This window comes from Legionella steigerwaltii (assembly GCF_001468065.1).
Classification (GTDB): domain Bacteria; phylum Pseudomonadota; class Gammaproteobacteria; order Legionellales; family Legionellaceae; genus Legionella; species Legionella steigerwaltii.
Map to the genome: position 1 here is coordinate 160414 of NZ_LNYZ01000005.1, position 17785 is coordinate 178198.

Sequence of the window (17785 nt, forward strand, 5' to 3'; positions counted from 1 at the left end):
AAAGAAAAGCTACAAAGAGGTGATCAATAGGTCTGACTTTCTAAATTAACGGCAGTGACACGTTCATTCACATCAATTCTGATCAGTGAAGTCTAGAAAAGTAGAGCCAAATCCTGTATAAAATTAGCCTGAATGCTCTGGATTTCATGTTTAAAAATCAAAAGGATATGTATGTTTAAAAAAATAATAGTTTCTGGGCTTTGTGCATTCTTTTCAATAAATGTATTTGCTACGGAAGACCTCTATGCCCCTGCTTTGCCCCAGGTATGGTCATCAATTATTATTGCCAGTGGAGGACCTGCCTGGTCTAATCCAGGGAAAGATCAATATCTTAATACTTTTTCGCCGCCACAGATCAACCTTTATAATGCTGATTCGAAATCTGATTGGTTAGGCACTGGTGAACTCTTTTTTGGGTTACAACATTTTATTGGCGCCAGCGATGTTATTGCTCAATTTGGTCTTGGCGTTGCAGCAGCCAGCGATGCCTCTTTGTCGGGTACGATTACAGTGAATGGTATTCCTGATGTCTATACCTATCAGTATCAAGTAAGTCATTTTCGAGCAGAGTTTAAAGGTAAACTGATTGCTTGTGGTTTTCAAACGCTACAGCCTTACCTTAGCGGTAGTTTTGGTGTAGGTTGGAACCATGCTCATGACTGGATTCCTACTACAATCGATCCTGTTTTATTTCCCCCATTTTGGTTTACTACCGCCAGTACCCTAGCTTTTTCATATACACTTGGAGCCGGGGTCCAAAAAATGCTTAGCCAGAACTGGCAAGTAGGTGTAGGAGCTGAATTTGCGGATTGGGGTAAAAATTATTTAGGAGGCGATGGAGCGACTTTGAACCAAGGTCCAGGTATGCCTCATTTATATACTACTGCATTATTGTTTAGCATAGGCTATATGTATTAATGAATTGAGTGAGTGTTTGAATCCCCGTATTACGCGCTAATACGGGCTACTTGCTGAGTCATAAGATTGTGGAATCGTAGATACTGTCTTTAAATGCAATCTTTTAACGAAAATTTAGGTTGCCTGTGATCGTTGTAGCCTGGGTGCAGCGCAGCGAAACCCGGGATATAGGCGCGTGATTTTTTTATTCGAAACCCGGGTTACGGCTTTGCCTTCACCCAGGCTACAGTCTGTTGCTACTATTGCGTGAACTGAATACGCTGTTTATTTTATATATCTTCGAAGTATCAAAGCCACATTAGCACCTCCAAAAGCAAAATGATTGGATAATACGATATCAATAGCTTTTTTGCGTGACTCATTAGGGACATAATCTAAATCACAATCAGGATCGGGAGTTTCTAAGTTAATCGTAGGTAATAACAGATCATGTTGCAGACTGAGTGATGTGGAAATAACTTCCATGACTCCAGAAGCTCCGATCGCATGCCCAATCATGGATTTTTGTGCAGTGACTGGGATTTCATAGGCTCGTTCACCAAATATTGATTTAATGGTTTGCGTTTCAATTTTATCATTTAATGGAGTTCCAGTCCCATGGGCTTTCAGATACTGAATATCTCGCGGTGATAATTTTGCATCATCCAATGCCCCTTGAATCGCGCGTTGCTGTCCTTCCGAAGAGGGTGCGGTAATATGAAACGCATCACAACTGGAGCCGAACCCAATTATTTCTGCAAAAATAGTAGCTCCACGTGCTTTGGCATGACTTAATTCCTCAAGAATTAAAACGCCTGCGCCCTCAGCCATCACCATCCCTTCACGATTCAGATCAAATGGGCGGCAGGCATTTGTTGGATTTTCATTGTTAGTAGACATTACCTTTAATTTACACCAGGCAGACATCATCGATTCCCAAAGTGGTGCTTCAGTACCGCCACAAATCGCAGTGGAAATTTTGCCATGAGCGATTTGATGATACGCTGCGCCTATAGCATCAGCTGATGAAATACATGCATTAGAAATAGTTGAATTAGGTCCACCCAGCCCAAATGCAATGGCAATAAAATTTGCAATGGAGTTGGCCATTCCTCGGATCACGGTCAGAGGTTGCATTTTTTTCCAATTGTCTGCGAAGAAAAATTGATAACTTGCTTCTGATTCGGGATACCCGCCCATTCCGGTGCCCATGAAGGTTCCCGCTTTACTGAGCTCACGGGCAGTAAGTCCAGACTTTTCTATTGCATTATGTGTGCAATAAAGAGCAAATTGAGCAACCCTTGGATAACGTTTATTTTTATTAAGCTCGGGAAGATGCTCTAGAGAAAAATCAGTAATTTCACCAGCTATTTGTGTTGGATACAAAGATGGATCATAACTTTGGATGCGTTTTATTCCGCATTGTCCCTGTTTTGCTGCCTCCCAGAATTTATTTAAGCCTACTCCTATGGAAGAGGTTATTTCCATGCCGGTTATTACAACCCTTTTTTTCATCAATGATCCCTTTTAATTTAAATGTGCGGAGTTTTTCTAAGTAAGCTGAAAAGCGCGACTTCGAAGTGAATAGTTTGCTCCACTTTTTTTAGGACAATACTAAAGGCGGGGTTTAAATTCTGTCAAGCTCTATGAAGAGGTTTATTTTACAGAAAAAAGTTTACCCAGATGCGTGAAAATGTAATTAAGATGAGTTAAGCCTCTGGGTAAACGGGATGCAAATTAATGCGTGTGTTTTGGTTTGACTAATTTCTGCAATTTGTGGAGATCAATTTCCCAGTATTCACACGAATTTTGTGTGAGAAAACCAAGTCGGGTATAGAGGTCTAGTGCTTTTTGGTTGTGTGTTTCTACATCGAGATTCAGCTCAGGTTTGCCTTCGCTTAAAGCATAATTAATACAGTGAGAAATCAACGCTGTTCCTAAACCTTTTCCTTGCCGGACTGGTAAAACCGCGATATCAGAAAGGGTTGCGCCATGTTTTTGCCAACGTATATGTGCTTTACCTATAAGATGATTGTCTTCAAAGGCCAGTATTATTTGATAGGCCCTATCACTCAGTATGTGTTCAAAACGAGGAATTAATTCGGATTGAGTTTTAAAGAAACACGCTTCATCCAGAACGCAAAGTAATGGAATGTCCTGCTCTGTTGCAGTGCGATACGTCAGATTTTTTTTGTAATCCAGTAAGGGATTTAAATCATGTCGTTCCATGTAGTATTCGCTATGCATATAAGAAAATCCGAGCTCAGCGATCCATTGATCATTCAAATGGGAAGGACTAGAAAAAATCAACTTAAAAAAGCCTTGCTCTTTCACAAGGGGCAAAATACTGTGCAGCATTTTTTTAGCAATGCCTTTGCGTCGATAATTTGGATGAACAAGCACTGAGATCTCAACTGCATCTTCATAAAAGAAGAAAACACTTAAGAATCCAACCAAATGTTGCTTATCGTAATACAGCAAAACCGTAGGTAAATTTCGTTTCTGTGTGAGCAAATGAGTATATAAATTAGGTACGCTGCCATCCTTTTTTTTGCAGACGGATTTTAATTGTTCTAGAGCACTAAGTTGATCTTCATTGAGTTGGTTTGTATTACTGAGCATGATTTAATAAATATTATTTGTTTTTCTAAAGAATAGCCTGTTTTGTCTTAATTTGCTCTCATTAAAATTGAAATTTTACTAAAAATGTACATTTAAAACGGCAACTATAATTTCCAAAATGATCAATACGATGATAATAATCTCCAAGTTATGGCCATGTCGATTGTCTAAATAACCATTAAACATATCAAAGATTTCGTTAAGGGTGTCCAACCGATGATTAATTGCATTGACACGTCTTTGGATGTGCAAATAACGCTCCAACATAGAAAAATGCTCTTCTAAGGTTGGATGTTGCCAAAAATATTTTGGATGATAAAGGAAATTACTAATTAAATTCATTTCACTCTTAGCACCAAGAATTTCCCCAATAATCTGTTGTATTTGAGTGCGGCTAATTTCCATCTCACCTGTTAGTGAAAGGGTTTGGATCATTGGATTGTATTTTTCAATTAGCGCATCAATAATGGTTTCAAAATATTGTAATTTTACTGATTGAGAGAATCCATAAGACAGGCTGAGCTTGAGTTCATCACTTTCATCTTCAATGGTTAAGCAATCCACATCGAAAAAATCATGTGGCTCTATAGTGGTTTTATCACTGAACTGATAATGAAATTCATCATGCACCAAAAGGGTAACGGGTTTATCAACCAGGAGTTTGATCGTATTCAAATAATCATTAATTTGATAACGCTTGATCCCCCAGGAAACCACGGTGCCATTTTTAAAAACAAATATAGTATGATCTTTGTTGTAGTTTGCACTTAATTTAAGAACATCCCGAGTCTTCAATGAAGTAAATTCAGTCGAAGCGCTTTTAAAATGATTGTCCACTCGTGTTAAATCAATTGATTTGGCGATACAAAAACTCAAACATTCCATGATGGTAATAACCCGCGAAAATAAGCTTTTTTTATGGTGAAAAATAGATATACATACTGCTGTACCTAATGCCTGATGTCAGGATCAGATACAGCATTTTACAATATATAATAATTATCTCAACTTTAACTATTATACACTATCTACAGTTTCGCGGCTTGGATAAGTTTTTTTTCTGTCAGTTGCTCCACCTAACCATTGCGGGCAAACTTCTAAAATTTCTGCAATCTTGTTGAGCTGTTCGCCCCCAGGAAGCATGTGACCAAAAATTAAAGAATTTGCTAGATGACGTGAAACACCAAATACTTTAGAGACTGCTTTGATTTTCTCGGCTAAGTCTTCAGGAAAGCCCAATGAAGCTAACTCGCGATTGAAGCGTTGCGAAAATACTTTACTGTTCATTTTCTCACTCCATGAAAAAAATATTCAGCATCATGCTGACCCATCCTAGATACCTGTCAATCCTTGATTCAGGTAAGAAAGAGTTATAACTCATTTTTTTTTAATAGCAAAGCCTTTTCTAGCATGAAATCAATTAGTTATTGTTATCTTTGCCATTATGACAATTAGTTGACCAATGGGTGTTTAAAATCAGTGGGGCGTCTCAGAGAAATGGGACAGCCAGATTCAACTCGTTGAAGGTATTGAAAAACGTATGGAGAGTAATAATGAGGATTTCAATTTTTTTTAGCTTGACGGTGACACAATTTTTGATTCTTCCTGAGTCTCTTCAATTTCAATAAAAGGTATTTTAAAATTGGATAAGGTATTCTTTGGAGCTAAAGAAATTTCTTGGAAAAATCGGTTTTTTCTATAGTATTCATCGGCAAGAGAAAGTCCAAAAACATTAAAGAGACTAAAAATCACTGCTAGAAAACCATAAAAAGCAGATTTAACTTGCGCATCGCTTTCGATGGCCGCTTGATGATCGGCACAAACAAGTTTTAGTTTTCGCTCAAACTCGACCTGCTCTTGAAATTGTTTTATGGGTGATAATTTAAAATACTCGTCAGCTAAGATAGTTAGTTTTACTAGTGCACTTTCTAATTCTGTAGCATACGGATTGTTATCAGTCTTTAATTGCTGAATTGTTTGCTCGATTATTTTTAATTTCTTCCTAGCTACTTTTTCCGGATCAATTAAATTATTTTTCAAATACAAATTATAGGTGAGATTGAGTACGTGAAATGCGAGTGCTTCTTTTTTTAGGTCTGACTGGCTTAATTCACGGGAAAACGAATCCAGTGCTATTCCAAGGTAAGGATGTATTTTAATGCCACGAACCGCAACTTCTACCATTTCATCAATAACAGTCATGTATTTCCCTGGCTCAATACTATTACATGTCTTTGCGGCCTCATCAAATAGTGCAAAAGCGGATTTAGTTAGCTTTTTTTTATTCTTCAGATCATGAGGCTTCTGCAAATAACTGATTAATGAAGCTCTGAATTCATGGGTTAAATTTTTGGACATTAAAAAAGTATATTTAATTTTAATTTTGGCCCAGTGTAATAAAAAATTTTAAATTGGTAAATAAAAAATTCAATGAGGTCAAAAAATGGATGTTTCTTGGCTAAGAGATAGGAGCTCTAACGACCCTTCTTATGCCCTGTTAGGTGCCATCTGTTAGCACATTTTCGATCAAAATGAGAATTAATTTATAAATTTTTACACTATTCGTATGAAATAGGGTATAATGTCCAACTGAAATTCTTTGTAGTGGTTCAGGGATATAAAATCATTACCGAGAAAATTTGTTTCATTTTAGGAGTTAAAACAGAATGATGAAAATAGCCTCTATAATATTGGGTTTGGTTTTAACTGGTTATGTTTTTGCAGACAGTCCTAAAGAAATAGCAACTCATAAAGTGACTCTTGCTGGTTTGCAACCTGGAGAAGGTCGCTATATTCGTAGTGATGTATTCGAAAATAATAAATTTCAATCAGGTTCCTATTTTTGTGCTGGTGCTGATAGTGCTCTGTACGATATGCAGTATGTATTTTCAAAAGGCCATCAATCATTCCATGCAGAACATTTGATTAAGTTTTCAATATGCCAAGATGAAACTATGGCTCAATGCCAAGAGTTTGCTACAGATAAATATCTTACTTTTAGAAATCTTGAAGGTTATTTGCAAAATGATGTGAGCAAATCAACTGTAGACGTGTCTCCATTAAAAATGGTTTATCAATCGTGTGAGCCTAATGCCAATATGGATGAATTAGTTAAAAAATCAATTTATGAAAATCAGAGCCGCTTATCACACGTAGGCTAACGACTTTTCGCTTTAGTGATTGTAACCCTGGAATTGAGTACGCCAGGGTTATTTATCGCTTCACTGCTTCACTCTGTCAGGATGTTTATTTTTTGTACCAATCGAATATAAAACCCTGTTTTGTTAAATTTTTGCAAAACCATTCAAAAGTTCACCCGAAATTACCGAGCAGTGGTTAAATAACGCCCATTTTAAAAATTATCCATGTATTAATTTGGAGGAGTAGTAAATGAAAAAAATAAGCGTATTAGGATGTTGGTTATTATTAATGTTTGCTTTGGATGCGCACTCCTACCAAACTCGAGAAAGTAAAATTTACAATGACAATGGCCAGCTTATTCATATAAATGGCCTATCCTGGTCTGGATTTCAAGACACAAATACTCTTCAAGGCTTACAAAGCAATCCTTTTTATGCAATTCCATCGTTAAGCTCTAACCCAAGAGCTTATGGAATGATGGATTTAATCAGTAATCCATGGGAGTTTCCGAGTTCAGGTGTAGATAAAAATACAGCGGTGAGTTTTAAAACCTTGCGATTACCCATACAACCTGAGGTTCTTTATGATGATCAGCATGAAGTCGATTTGAATAAGTGGCTTTCGGACAAGTCTTTTCCAAATGCAGGCAACGGTATCTTTTGTAAAACCTGGCAAAGTCAGGGTACGGCTTGTGAAAAAGCAGTGAGTCCGAAACAAGCTTTTTGGATTGTTCTACACGAGTTAAAAAAGAAGAATATCAAAGTCATGATTGATATCCATCATCGTCATGGTTATGGTGATGCAATGCGTGATGGGACTGTGTATGACATGAAGCAATACGAGCAAGATATTGCTCTTTTAGCCACAGAAATTAAAAATCGCGACTTAGACAATGTCATAGGCATTGATATTTTTAATGAACCTTATCGGTTAAACTGGTTTAAAAGCCATGATTCTCAAGTTCCCTGGACCAAAGTCATAGCAACAGCTGCTAATGCAGTACAGAAAAATAATCCTAATTTACTGTTGTTTGTGGAAGGCCCTGATTCAGGAAATGATGATTCAAATAACCCTGTTATTTGTGCTCCTAAATCACAAGTAGTGAATGACAATGGATACAGCCATTCTCCAGATCCTTCTTTATGTGGCAATTTAGAACGTGTGTTTTTTAAAGGAAATTGGGGAGAGGATTTCAAACCCCTGCTTGATGAAACTCAAGCTAAAAACGGGATTGCTGTTTTTGATAAGAATAAATTCAAAAATGAGTTAATCAATCAAGGAATAAATCAGTCTGCATTACCATGGTTGTTGGGGGATGATTACGCTCACAATGGACACTTGGTTTTCTCACCACATGTTTATCCTGCTGAAGTTGCAGGCTGGGAAACAGCACCTGGGATGCCAAGTCAATTACGTTTTGACTGGTCATGGGGATTTTTATATAAGGCGGGTTATCCCATTGTACTGGGTGAGGCATCTTGGAAAACCGCAAAAGGAAAAGCTTTTTTTACTAATTCACTCATGTCTTATTTACAAACTAATATGGAAACCAACAATGTCTTCTTTTGGGCAATTGGCTATCTTGGGGATACGGTAAGTGCTATTGATCCTAATTCAGGTGAGCTCAATTTAGATGTTCAGCACACGTTAAAGAATTATTTTGATGATATGTGATTGATGGATTCTCGAATTGTACCTGGGTGAAGCGAAGCGTAACCCGGGAACTTGTGATATCAACCCGGGTTCCGCTTCGCTTCACCCAGGCTACAATTTTATCAATCCTAAAATCTCATTCACTCCCCACACAATGATGGCAAGTAAATACATTGTGCGGATCGTATTTGTGTTTGATCTGCAGTAACTTAGGGTAATTACTCCCCCACAAAGCGTATTGCCAATTTTTAATAAAATAATCCGCTTCATTCGGATACGTGCCTGAGTTAGGACTTAAGGTATGGAGCAGGTCCATCGCCTTATTCGCTTGACGTATGGCTTTCTTCGCTTTAATTAAGTCAGGTTTATGCCCCCCAATATGGGCATAGGTATCTTGTTGGCCTCCAGAAATAATGATCAAAGCTGCCGCATCAAGTGCCTCTGGGTTCATCGCCGTATTTTTTTGACGTGCAGTTGCATCAGATGATGCTCCCGACAAACCTTTATTGAAATGAAGGGCAATTTCAGTGGCTCGTGATGCATTAAAAAGTGTTCTGGCGAAATGCGCTGAATTTTCTTTAGCGAATAATTTGAAAGGAAGATACATGGATAAATAATAGTTGATGTACATGGATACTTCGGATTGATTCGATGCCCACCAAAATTCACCTGAAGATGCATTTTTTTCTTTATTCACCACAATTGCATCAGGAGCATTTGCAATCAAATAATCCAAATCCCAGTAGTGCCGTGCAGGACGTGTCGCACTGTTGAGATCAAATTGGTATTGCTCTGGCTTTTTGGCTAACCAATCAAGAAATGGTTGCCAAAGTTTGTCTACTTCAGTTTTACTTAATCCTTCAAAAACTAGAGAGAAGATCATTTGATTATTAGGGTTGAAACTAACTTGTTCTCCCCAATGTTCATTATTGAGATTGATTCGATAAAAATTGATAAAGTGATGAATAAGTTGTTCGTATGCTGCATCTGATTTTGCTGTAATTGTCCCTTTAACTTTTCCAAATGAGCTGGGGAGATTATGGGTTAGCAAAGTGATTTTACTTACAACGCCGTACGTACTTCCTCCCCCTCCTTTTAATGCCCAGAAAAGATCTTGATTTTGGCACGCGTTAGCGGTGCGAATTATACCGTCGGCAGTAACGATTTCTGCTTCGAGAATTCCTGCAGCGCCGGTGCCAAATTTTTTGGAAAAACTTCCAAATCCCCCACCTTGGATAAATCCACCCGCAGCACCCACCGTAGCGCATCCTCCACCTTGAACATAACGGCCATTATTTGTAGTAACTTCTTTATATGCTTCTATCCATCGTGTGCCTGCTGCCACCGTGACTGCTGGTTTAGGTGGGTGCATTGCCGGACATCCCTGGGGCACAAAATGATCATGAAGGGTTACCTTGCGCATGTTATGTGTCCAAATTAAGAGTGAATTGGGCGCATTGGAGCGACCTAGATAATCATGACCTGTCCCTTTCACTACAAGCTTCAGGCTATGTTTGCGTGCAAAATTAACTGCCGCAGCAATTTCTTGTACGTTTTCAACAGCAACAACATAAGGACTCACTGTCGATTGCCACGCATCCACCCAGCCATTGGATTGAGTTGCACCAGGTTGCGATTCAATAAAGTAAGGATTTTTTAGTTGATTGAGAATGGCTTTGCAAGCCATGCTATTTGAGTTTTTCATACAGGGAGATAAGGGAGAATGTCCTTGCTGCAAATGACCGTTTACCTGTTTATTTAATGCATCCCATTGCGCTTGGGTTGGCCAACACGATTGATTGGGTAAACAATATTCGGAGGTCCCATTGCATACGGAGCTCATGAATAGAAAAAATACCATCATCCATAATTTCATTGATCTTCTTCCAGTAAAATTTTTGAATTGTAGCCTGGGTGAAGCGCAGCGTAACCCGGGATTAAATAGTTCCATTTTATATAGAAACCCGGGTTACGCTGCGCTTCACCCAGGCTACAAAGCATCCAGGTTTGGCTTCACATTCCATGCACGACATTGCCATTCCATAGAGGGCTCTTTATTTTCAAAGACACATAATGCCCCCGTAGCGATTTTGATTCCATATTGTGCGCTGAATGTTGCAAAATCACCAGTTAAGTAGGGCGAAAAACGGGCAATCCCATTGCTTGTTACAACAAGACATGTTTTTCCTATGTGCTCTTTACGAATTCGATTGGAAAAGTCTATCCAATTCTTAATAAGCGCAGAAGGGTCCACCTTCCAACCTTCAGGCACCACTGCTTGTGATTCCCAAGCATTAATTGCTTCTTTCCCAATACGCGCAACAACGTGTTCTTCGGGTTGGTTTTCATCCGGTCCGTAATCAATCTCATTGAAAATAGTCAGTGTTTCAATAGGTAAATTGGTCCCCATGGCCTGTTGTGCTTGCTCTGCAGTTTGAATGGTTCTTTTGAGTTTCGAAGTGAAGATTACATCAGGAATAAAATTATTATTTTTCAAATAAATACCTAGCATACGTCCCTGATTCAGGCCACTATCAACTAAGGGCAAATCTGTGACTCCTACTCTACGGACAATGTCCCCTGGTCCAAATGTATTGCCATGGCGTGCAATGAGTAAGCGTGTTGTCATCGTTACATACTCTCTAATAATTCACCGTATTGAGCAATCAAAGTCTCAGCACGAGCTACATCTTCTGGACTATCAATGCCTGACATGCTGGCACGACCCTTGTAATCAACGGGAATGCAACGAAGAGTATAACCGTTCTCCAAGATACGCAATTGTTCCAATCCTTCCATTTTTTCAAATGTACTTTCTGGCAAAGTAATGTATTGTTCAAGCATATCTAATGAATAGCCGTATAAGCCTATATGGCGAAATACAGGGCTTAAATCGCCTTTTTGGCGTAGTTTTTCTTCTTTACGTATGGCGGGAATAATATTTTTACTAAACCAAAAAGCATTGCCTGTTTTTTCATTGAATACAGCTGTAGTGCCACTGAAGGGAGTAGTTTGTTTATTTTGACGCAGATTATCCAACTGCTTCCAGGTTAACTGAGTAACAGGAGTTACTGCATCACAAGGGAAAGCAGCGTAAGCATCGATCAGTGCGCGTAAAAAATCAGGGGGGGTTAATGGAGCATCCCCCTGCATGTTTAAAATAAAGTCAGGCTTCCTTGTCATGCTACGTACTGCCTCGGCGACTCGATCTGTTCCACTGGGTGCCTCTGGTGAGGTCATGATGGAGGTAACACCGAGTTCATCACAATGTTGGACTATTCGCTCGTCATCTGTTGCAACAACCACAGAAACATTTTTTAACCCCTCAGCAGCTGCACGTGATAATCGCACTACTCGTTGCAGCATGGTTTGACCATGAATCATTGCCAGAGGTTTTCCTGGTAATCGAGTTGAGGCATAGCGAGCTGGAATTACAATGGCAGTGTACATGACAAGAAGTATTCCAATGATAAAAAGGTTCAATAATAGCCTAAATATTATACGGTTACTATAGTAGAATAATGTCACAATAATCTGTAGAGTCTGTTTACAACGCTACTATCTTGGCCAAAAAGGCTCAAGCTAGCGAATTGTAAACAGACCAATTAGCCTGAATTATTGAGCTATTAAATTTTATATAAGATAAGGACGTTTGTATGAAAAGATTAAACATGTTAACGATGGGATTGATGCTGATCGGTGCTACTACCGGTGCTATTGCGGACGAACATTCTTTGGCGAAGTTAACCGATTTGGCAGGTGCATCTGGTTTTGAGAAGTCTGTTCGTGATGTAGTAAAGCAACAATGGCAGCAATCGATGAGCAACCTTACTGTAGATGGAATGGGTAATTTAATTGGTCAATATAAAGTGAATCAAAAAGGACCCAATGTGCTATTAATGGCACATATGGATGAAGTTGGGTACATGATTGAATCAATTACTCCAGATGGTTTTTTAAAGATTATTCCTTTGGGTGGCATCCCTGCTTCAGTAATTTTTGCACAACGTTGGCTGGTTTCAACACCTAATGGGGCTATTTTGGCCTATTCTGGTATGGATTCAACCCATCTTCTCGAAGAGGCCAAAAAAAATAATCTGCCTTTGGCTAATGCTGTGTTTCTTGATATTGGCGCGGAAACCAAAGAACAGGCTGAAACAAAATTTAATGTACGACCAGGATTGCAAGTCACTCCCGCCAGTCAATTCAGTCCTTTAAGTGAAAATCGCTTTTTAGCCAAAGCGCTTGACGATCGTCTAGGGTTGGCACTCATTGGTGATGTTCTTGATTCCATAAAAAACCAGAACCGACCAAATCAACTCTACGCTGCTGCAACAGTACAAGAAGAAGTTGGTTTGCGCGGCGCAAGTACTGTTTATCAGAGTACACATCCAGACATTACAATTAATGTTGAAGTCGGTATTGCTGATGATTACCCTGCTTTAGTTGCAAAACGTAAAGGTCGCATTGCTTTAGGTAAAGGACCTACTCTATTTGTATACGATCGCTCCATGATTCCTCATCAAGAACTGCTGAATTGGATTTTAGACCTAGCCCAAAAAAATAACATTCAGGTACAGTTGGAATCTGAAATAGGTTACGGACAAGATGGATCAAAAGTACAAGGCTCTGGTTCAGGCGTTCCCAGTATCAATATCGGTGTGCCTATTCGCTATGCGCATCAACAAGCTGGAGTATTTGATAAGCGTGATTATGATCAAGCAGTTAAACTAGTTAGTTTAATTGTGACTCATCTCAATCAACAAGTCGTTGATCAAATTAAGGCGGGTTAAATGTGCAGGTTGGGCCCAAGGTCCAACCTACTTTTTTTCTTTGCACTTCTGCAAAAAATATTTTGCGGGTGAATCATTTGGATTACTTGTCGTGATTTGCTCAAAAAGGTTTGACGCTTTATCAAATTGTTTCGCCTCATAATAATCTAACGCTTCAGCAAAAATAAGGGCAGAACTCTTTTTCAATTGCACATCAGTTGGCACATTATGATTAAAAACTTCATAAACTTTAATAGGCAAGCTTTTACCTTTTACTGTTGTTAAACCTAAGAAACGTAAATCGTATTTTTCTTTTTGTTTTAACTCTTCATAGGTTTCTTCGCCAATCATGAGCTCGATATTAAAATTTCGAGTTAAAGTCTCAAGTCGAGAAGCAATATTGACCGCATCACTAAGCACACTACAATCCATGCGTGCCTCAAAACCAACTGTACCCACGATCAAGGTGCCTGTATTTATGCCAATTCCTACATTAATAGGAGGGAGATTATCGTGTACTCGTGTGGCATTAAAAGCCTTTAATGCTTCTAACATATCCAATGCAGCGGCAACCGCATCATCAGCATTATTAAATAATGCCATAATGGCATCACCAATATATTTATCAATAAGACCGGAATTTTTAAGGATGGCAGGATCCAAATAACTCATAAGCGTATTAAAAAGATTGAAAATCTCCACCGGAGATAACTGTTCAGCCATAGCAGTAAATGATTTTATATCTAAAAAAAGAACGGTCATGTTTTTTTCAACGCAGTCGCCGAGTTTGATGTCGGCAATATTTTTACGATTCAACACCTTAAGGAAATCTTGGGGCACAAAGCGTGCTACTGCAATTGCATTTTGCTGGATTTCGACTAATTTATCGATGAGTTCATTATTGAGCACCCGGACTTTTTGTTCGGCAATTTGTAATTCTTGAAAATAAGAATTAGTGCGAACCATATAACGCACCCGATATCCTAATAGAGTCGGGTTAATTGGTTTGGTAGTAAAATCTGTAGCACCAGCCCGGAACGCTTTATTAATTGATTCATAATCTTCTAAGCCGGTGACCATCATAATTGGAAGATAGCGCCAATCGGGTAATTTTCGAATTTCTGCACATACTTCAAACCCGTTCAAGCCTGGCATTTCTACATCCAGCAAAATTGCATCAGGTTTCGAAGTTTTAAGCACTGATAAAGCAGCTTCGCCGTTTTCTGCCTGAATGACACTAAAACCCTCTTTGATTAGTGCATTACTGGTGATTAAACGCATGGTGGCGCTATCATCCACAACCAAAATTACCGGGTTTTCTTTTTCCATAAAAGAGTCACTCATTTTCAGTGGCACAAATTCTTGTTAGATAACTTGCAATATGTCCCAATCCGATGACTTGATCTACAGCATTCATGGACTGAGCAACTGCTCCCATTCCAAAAACTATGGAACTCTCTTGGTCTTGAACCAAAGTATGTCCATGAGCCTCTTTTAATTCCAGTAAACCCTCTGCGCCATCATTACTCATCCCGGTTAACAGGATTCCAATAGCCTTTTTTCCGGAGACCTTAGCGATTGATTGCAACAAACGTGTAATTGAAGGACGAAAACCGGAAACTGGGGGGCCATCAACTAACTTACAGATTAATTGTTCATGAACACGCTCAACTATCATATGTTTGTCTTCAGGAGCTATATACACCGTGCCCTTTTGTAATGCCTCATGATCCACTGCATTTTTCACTTGAATGCGTACATTTTCTCCAAGCCATTTCGCAAATCCTCGGATAAAACCGCTGCCCATATGTTGAACAACCATAATAGGTAAAGGGAAATTAGGAGTTAATTGCGACAGAATAGTCCTCAATGCCATCGGTCCGCCAACTGAAGCCCCCATCGCTATAATTTCGTAATGAGATTCTTTGACATGTTCTATTTTATGTCTTTTGCTTTCATCAAGATTCAAATGTTTTTTCAAGGGTATTTTTACAACACGAATATCAGCAAGGCTGCGTAGGACATCCGCGATGTGTTGTCGACTTTCTTCAAAAGAAGGAGAAAATACATTCACAGGTTTTGCTAAAGCAGTTAGCGCACCCGCTTCAAGAATATGGAACGTAGCATGAATTGACTCATCATTAACCATGGAGCTTATCACGATAATTGGTGTCGGATTTTTGTCCATAATAATGCGCGTGGCCTCAAGCCCATCCATGATGGGCATTTGAATATCCATAGTGATGAGATCGGGTTTTAATTTTGCAGTTAATTCAATTGCTTCTTGGCCATTTTTTGCGATGCCAATGACATTCATATCTTTTTCAGATTCTATGATGTGTTGAATTAATGCAGCTTCTGTTGGTGAGTCGTCAACAATTAGAATTTTTATCATAGGCAGTAGTTCACTATAGCAACATTCGTTTAATTATCTCTGAAGAGTTTAATACGAAATTAATTTGATTGCTGCCTGTTAAGGTAGCTCCGATGATGCAAGGTATATTAGTTAATGGTTCTTGTAATGGTTTGAGTACAATTTCTCTTTCACCAATAATTTCATCGACTAGCAACGCAATTTGCTCTCCATTATTTTTTATTACAACAACAGAGATATGTTCTTTTAAATTATTTTTCTTTTCATCAAGATGCAGTGCTTTAGACAAAGAGCATAACAAAACTGGTTGTTCTTTGACAAGAACGGAAGGGATTCCTTCCACGTTGATAATGTCTTGTTTTTTTAACAGGATGACACTTTCTACCGAGTTGGTAAGAAGTACAAATGTTCGGTTGCAACTTGAGATAATCAATCCGCGCTCAGTAGCTAAAGTAAGTGGGACTTTGAGATAAAAGGTCGTCCCCTTACCTAGTTGGCTTTCGACACTGACCTGGCCTTTTAAACGGAGCAAATTGGAGCGCACCGCATCCAGGCCTATGCCCCGACCTGAAATATCTGTAGCAATTTCACGGGTAGAGAAACCAGGTCGAAAAATGAGCTCGTAGATATCTTCTTTCTTCATATTTCCTGGTTCAGATTGAGTAATCAAGTTTTTTTGTAGTGCAATACGAATTACATCTTCTGTTCTAATCCCGGCGCCATCATCAATTATCTTGAACACAATGTGATTATCTTCTTGATTGACTTTGATATAAATATTTCCTTGCGGTGACTTACCCGTTGCTTTACGAATCTCGGTTGTTTCTATGCCGTGATCAATTGCATTACGCAAAAGATGCATAATGGGGTCTTTTAAGCCATCCAATATTATCTTATCAATTTTTACATCATTACTGTTTATTTCAAGATTGACTTGCTTGTTGAGTTCATGCGCCAAATCACGTACAACTCGTGGTAAATAACGTAATTGTGTGGATACTGGAATAAGGCGCAAGGTGCGGATTTCATCTTGTAATGCATTTAACAAGAGGGATAACTCATTAATCGATAGATACAATTCCCTTTGCATTAAGTGAATTGAATTATTGATTTCGGCTAATTCAGCGTAATTTGTAGAAAAGAGATAATCGATAGGTTCGCTTTTATCTTCAGCAAGTGTTTTAAAATAGGCTCTATTTTTTTTCCATGAAAGAAGCAGATCATCGATTTTGAAATTCATTTTAGTCAAATTGAAATAATATTCTTCAATAGAGATTTTAATGGTTTGAATTTCATCTGTATAAAATGAAACACTATCCAAATTTTGCAAAGAGACGCGGATTGATTCAAATTCACTTATTTTAGCTTGAATTTCTTGGGTACTAGGGACCTTTTGAGGCCCTGATATTTGTTGCTCATACAGTTCTGGTATTGATGATATTTCTTGGGTAGCCAGTTCGGTGTATTGTTTTAGTTGCGCCAAGTGCTTTTTTAAATCGAAGGATAGCGGTTTTCGCTCACTGTAACATTGCATTGCTTCATTCATGTAATCGATCGATTGCAGGCAAAGATTAATGAGTTCCGAGGAAATTTTAATACTTTTTTTCTGAATTGCTGCAAATAATGTTTCTAAATGGTGTGCAATTTCACCGACATCATGAGCGCCTATACCACGCGAAGAGCCCTTAATGTTATGGGCAACTCGAAAAATTTCTTCAAGCACATCCTGGAAATCTTGTTCTGATTTTGTTCCCTTTTCGAGCTGGAGCAAACCATCAGTAATCGTAATTAAATTTTCCTGAAGTTCTGTCTTAAATGTTTCAACAATTTTTTTTATAAATTCATTATCTGAAGAGGGAGCAATCTCGGAGGCCATGTCTTCCATAGGCAGTGCAGGTTTTTCCTCGGAGATTGGCGATTCTTCTTTTTCTTTATAAATGAGAGCATATTGTAATTGATGTAACAATTCATCATGTGCTGTTGAAAGGGGCCTTTTTTCTATAAAGTCATGAAGGATTTCACGCATCCCATCTACAGCGCGAAACGTTAAATTAATGACTTCCGATGATGCTTTCTGAGAAGGTGCAAACAGCTTTTCAACGAGTTCTGCCATGTTCCCCAGGTCATTAATACCCACAGAAAGTGCTGAAACTTTAATATTGCGTCCGGCTCGAGAAATTTCTTCCATCATATGGCTTAAATCATCCATTGATTCACCACCTTCAATTTTTTTTAAATTATCAGTGATGACAGTCAGTAATGATTCAAGCTCCGTGCTGAATGTTTCAAGCAACTCTTTTAGTAAATGATCGTCTGGAGTCATTGG

General features: G+C 38.6%; 15 protein-coding genes. 4 read left to right on the forward strand and 11 right to left on the reverse strand.

Annotation, left to right across the window (positions count from 1 at the left end; genetic code table 11):
* The first annotated feature begins 171 nt into the window (after positions 1 to 171).
* Positions 172 to 918, forward strand: coding sequence for a hypothetical protein (locus Lstg_RS04055; protein WP_058476384.1), 747 nt, complete (start codon positions 172 to 174; stop codon positions 916 to 918).
* A 264-nt stretch (positions 919 to 1182) separates the two neighbouring features.
* On the opposite strand, the gene Lstg_RS04060 is transcribed toward Lstg_RS04055, so the two are convergent.
* The 5 genes from Lstg_RS04060 to Lstg_RS04080 form a co-directional block, all read right to left on the reverse strand.
* On the reverse strand, positions 1183 to 2412 hold the full coding sequence (locus Lstg_RS04060; protein WP_058476385.1) for a beta-ketoacyl-[acyl-carrier-protein] synthase family protein: 1230 nt from the start codon (positions 2410 to 2412) through the stop codon (positions 1183 to 1185).
* A gap of 222 nt (positions 2413 to 2634) precedes the next feature.
* Positions 2635 to 3519 carry a GNAT family N-acetyltransferase gene (locus Lstg_RS04065; protein ID WP_058476386.1) on the reverse strand — a complete coding sequence of 295 codons (885 nt, stop codon included), beginning with the start codon at positions 3517 to 3519 and terminating at the stop codon, positions 2635 to 2637.
* A gap of 78 nt (positions 3520 to 3597) precedes the next feature.
* On the reverse strand, positions 3598 to 4404 hold the full coding sequence (locus Lstg_RS04070) for an RMD1 family protein (protein WP_058476387.1): 807 nt from the start codon (positions 4402 to 4404) through the stop codon (positions 3598 to 3600).
* 132 nt (positions 4405 to 4536) lie between these two features.
* Positions 4537 to 4806 (reverse strand): hypothetical protein, encoded by a 270-nt coding sequence (locus Lstg_RS04075; protein ID WP_058476388.1) that lies wholly within the window; start codon positions 4804 to 4806, stop codon positions 4537 to 4539.
* A gap of 285 nt (positions 4807 to 5091) precedes the next feature.
* Positions 5092 to 5877 carry a hypothetical protein gene (locus Lstg_RS04080; RefSeq protein WP_058476389.1) on the reverse strand — a complete coding sequence of 262 codons (786 nt, stop codon included), beginning with the start codon at positions 5875 to 5877 and terminating at the stop codon, positions 5092 to 5094.
* Positions 5878 to 6185: 308 nt separating this feature from the next.
* Here Lstg_RS04080 and Lstg_RS04085 point away from each other — a divergent pair, with 308 nt between their 5' ends.
* Together Lstg_RS04085 and Lstg_RS04090 are read left to right on the forward strand one after the other, a co-directional pair.
* Complete coding sequence (locus Lstg_RS04085; RefSeq protein ID WP_058476390.1) at positions 6186 to 6680, forward strand: hypothetical protein; 495 nt, start codon at positions 6186 to 6188, stop codon at positions 6678 to 6680.
* 229 nt (positions 6681 to 6909) lie between these two features.
* The gene (locus Lstg_RS04090; protein ID WP_058476391.1) at positions 6910 to 8334 is read left to right on the forward strand and encodes a cellulase family glycosylhydrolase; all 1425 of its coding nucleotides are present in this window, start codon (positions 6910 to 6912) and stop codon (positions 8332 to 8334) included.
* A gap of 115 nt (positions 8335 to 8449) precedes the next feature.
* On the opposite strand, the gene Lstg_RS04095 is transcribed toward Lstg_RS04090, so the two are convergent.
* From Lstg_RS04095 to kdsB, 3 genes are all read right to left on the reverse strand, one after another.
* Entirely contained in the window at positions 8450 to 10189 is a 1740-nt protein-coding gene (locus Lstg_RS04095) for an FAD-dependent oxidoreductase (protein WP_058476392.1), read from the reverse strand.
* Between the two features lie 114 nt (positions 10190 to 10303).
* Positions 10304 to 10942: a histidine phosphatase family protein gene (locus Lstg_RS04100; protein ID WP_058476393.1), complete on the reverse strand. Its 639-nt coding sequence runs from the start codon at positions 10940 to 10942 to the stop codon at positions 10304 to 10306.
* A 2-nt stretch (positions 10943 to 10944) separates the two neighbouring features.
* A complete protein-coding gene (kdsB, locus tag Lstg_RS04105) occupies positions 10945 to 11763 on the reverse strand; it encodes a 3-deoxy-manno-octulosonate cytidylyltransferase (RefSeq protein WP_058476394.1) in 819 nt (272 codons plus the stop codon).
* Positions 11764 to 11993: 230 nt separating this feature from the next.
* Between kdsB and Lstg_RS04110 the strand changes: the two genes are divergently transcribed.
* Positions 11994 to 13106 carry a M42 family metallopeptidase gene (locus Lstg_RS04110; RefSeq protein ID WP_238585369.1) on the forward strand — a complete coding sequence of 371 codons (1113 nt, stop codon included), beginning with the start codon at positions 11994 to 11996 and terminating at the stop codon, positions 13104 to 13106.
* A 27-nt stretch (positions 13107 to 13133) separates the two neighbouring features.
* Here Lstg_RS04110 and Lstg_RS04115 read toward each other — a convergent pair whose 3' ends face one another.
* From Lstg_RS04115 to Lstg_RS04125, 3 genes are read right to left on the reverse strand one after another with little or no spacing between them, the layout of a single operon-like run.
* Positions 13134 to 14414 (reverse strand): response regulator, encoded by a 1281-nt coding sequence (locus Lstg_RS04115; RefSeq protein ID WP_058476396.1) that lies wholly within the window; start codon positions 14412 to 14414, stop codon positions 13134 to 13136.
* 7 nt (positions 14415 to 14421) lie between these two features.
* The gene (gene cheB / locus Lstg_RS04120; protein ID WP_058476397.1) at positions 14422 to 15480 is read right to left on the reverse strand and encodes a chemotaxis-specific protein-glutamate methyltransferase CheB; all 1059 of its coding nucleotides are present in this window, start codon (positions 15478 to 15480) and stop codon (positions 14422 to 14424) included.
* A 13-nt stretch (positions 15481 to 15493) separates the two neighbouring features.
* Positions 15494 to 17782, reverse strand: coding sequence for a chemotaxis protein CheA (locus Lstg_RS04125; protein ID WP_058476398.1), 2289 nt, complete (start codon positions 17780 to 17782; stop codon positions 15494 to 15496).
* Positions 17783 to 17785: the final 3 nt, after the last annotated feature.

Excerpts from the sequence above, each read along its gene's own strand:
- kdsB (WP_058476394.1), bottom strand. The coding sequence starts at position 11,763 with ATGTACACTGCCATTGTAATTCCAGCTCGCTATGCCTCAACTCGATTA.
- Lstg_RS04065 (WP_058476386.1), bottom strand. The coding sequence starts at position 3,519 with ATGCTCAGTAATACAAACCAACTCAATGAAGATCAACTTAGTGCTCTA.
- Lstg_RS04075 (WP_058476388.1), bottom strand. The coding sequence starts at position 4,806 with ATGAACAGTAAAGTATTTTCGCAACGCTTCAATCGCGAGTTAGCTTCA.
- Lstg_RS04085 (WP_058476390.1), top strand. The coding sequence starts at position 6,186 with ATGATGAAAATAGCCTCTATAATATTGGGTTTGGTTTTAACTGGTTAT.
- cheB (WP_058476397.1), bottom strand. The coding sequence starts at position 15,480 with ATGATAAAAATTCTAATTGTTGACGACTCACCAACAGAAGCTGCATTA.
- Lstg_RS04080 (WP_058476389.1), bottom strand. The coding sequence starts at position 5,877 with ATGTCCAAAAATTTAACCCATGAATTCAGAGCTTCATTAATCAGTTAT.
- Lstg_RS04055 (WP_058476384.1), top strand. The coding sequence starts at position 172 with ATGTTTAAAAAAATAATAGTTTCTGGGCTTTGTGCATTCTTTTCAATA.
- Lstg_RS04095 (WP_058476392.1), bottom strand. The coding sequence starts at position 10,189 with ATGAAATTATGGATGATGGTATTTTTTCTATTCATGAGCTCCGTATGC.
- Lstg_RS04070 (WP_058476387.1), bottom strand. The coding sequence starts at position 4,404 with ATGGAATGTTTGAGTTTTTGTATCGCCAAATCAATTGATTTAACACGA.
- Lstg_RS04090 (WP_058476391.1), top strand. The coding sequence starts at position 6,910 with ATGAAAAAAATAAGCGTATTAGGATGTTGGTTATTATTAATGTTTGCT.
- Lstg_RS04060 (WP_058476385.1), bottom strand. The coding sequence starts at position 2,412 with ATGAAAAAAAGGGTTGTAATAACCGGCATGGAAATAACCTCTTCCATA.
- Lstg_RS04100 (WP_058476393.1), bottom strand. The coding sequence starts at position 10,942 with ATGACAACACGCTTACTCATTGCACGCCATGGCAATACATTTGGACCA.
- Lstg_RS04110 (WP_238585369.1), top strand. The coding sequence starts at position 11,994 with ATGGGATTGATGCTGATCGGTGCTACTACCGGTGCTATTGCGGACGAA.
- Lstg_RS04115 (WP_058476396.1), bottom strand. The coding sequence starts at position 14,414 with ATGGAAAAAGAAAACCCGGTAATTTTGGTTGTGGATGATAGCGCCACC.
- Lstg_RS04125 (WP_058476398.1), bottom strand. The coding sequence starts at position 17,782 with ATGACTCCAGACGATCATTTACTAAAAGAGTTGCTTGAAACATTCAGC.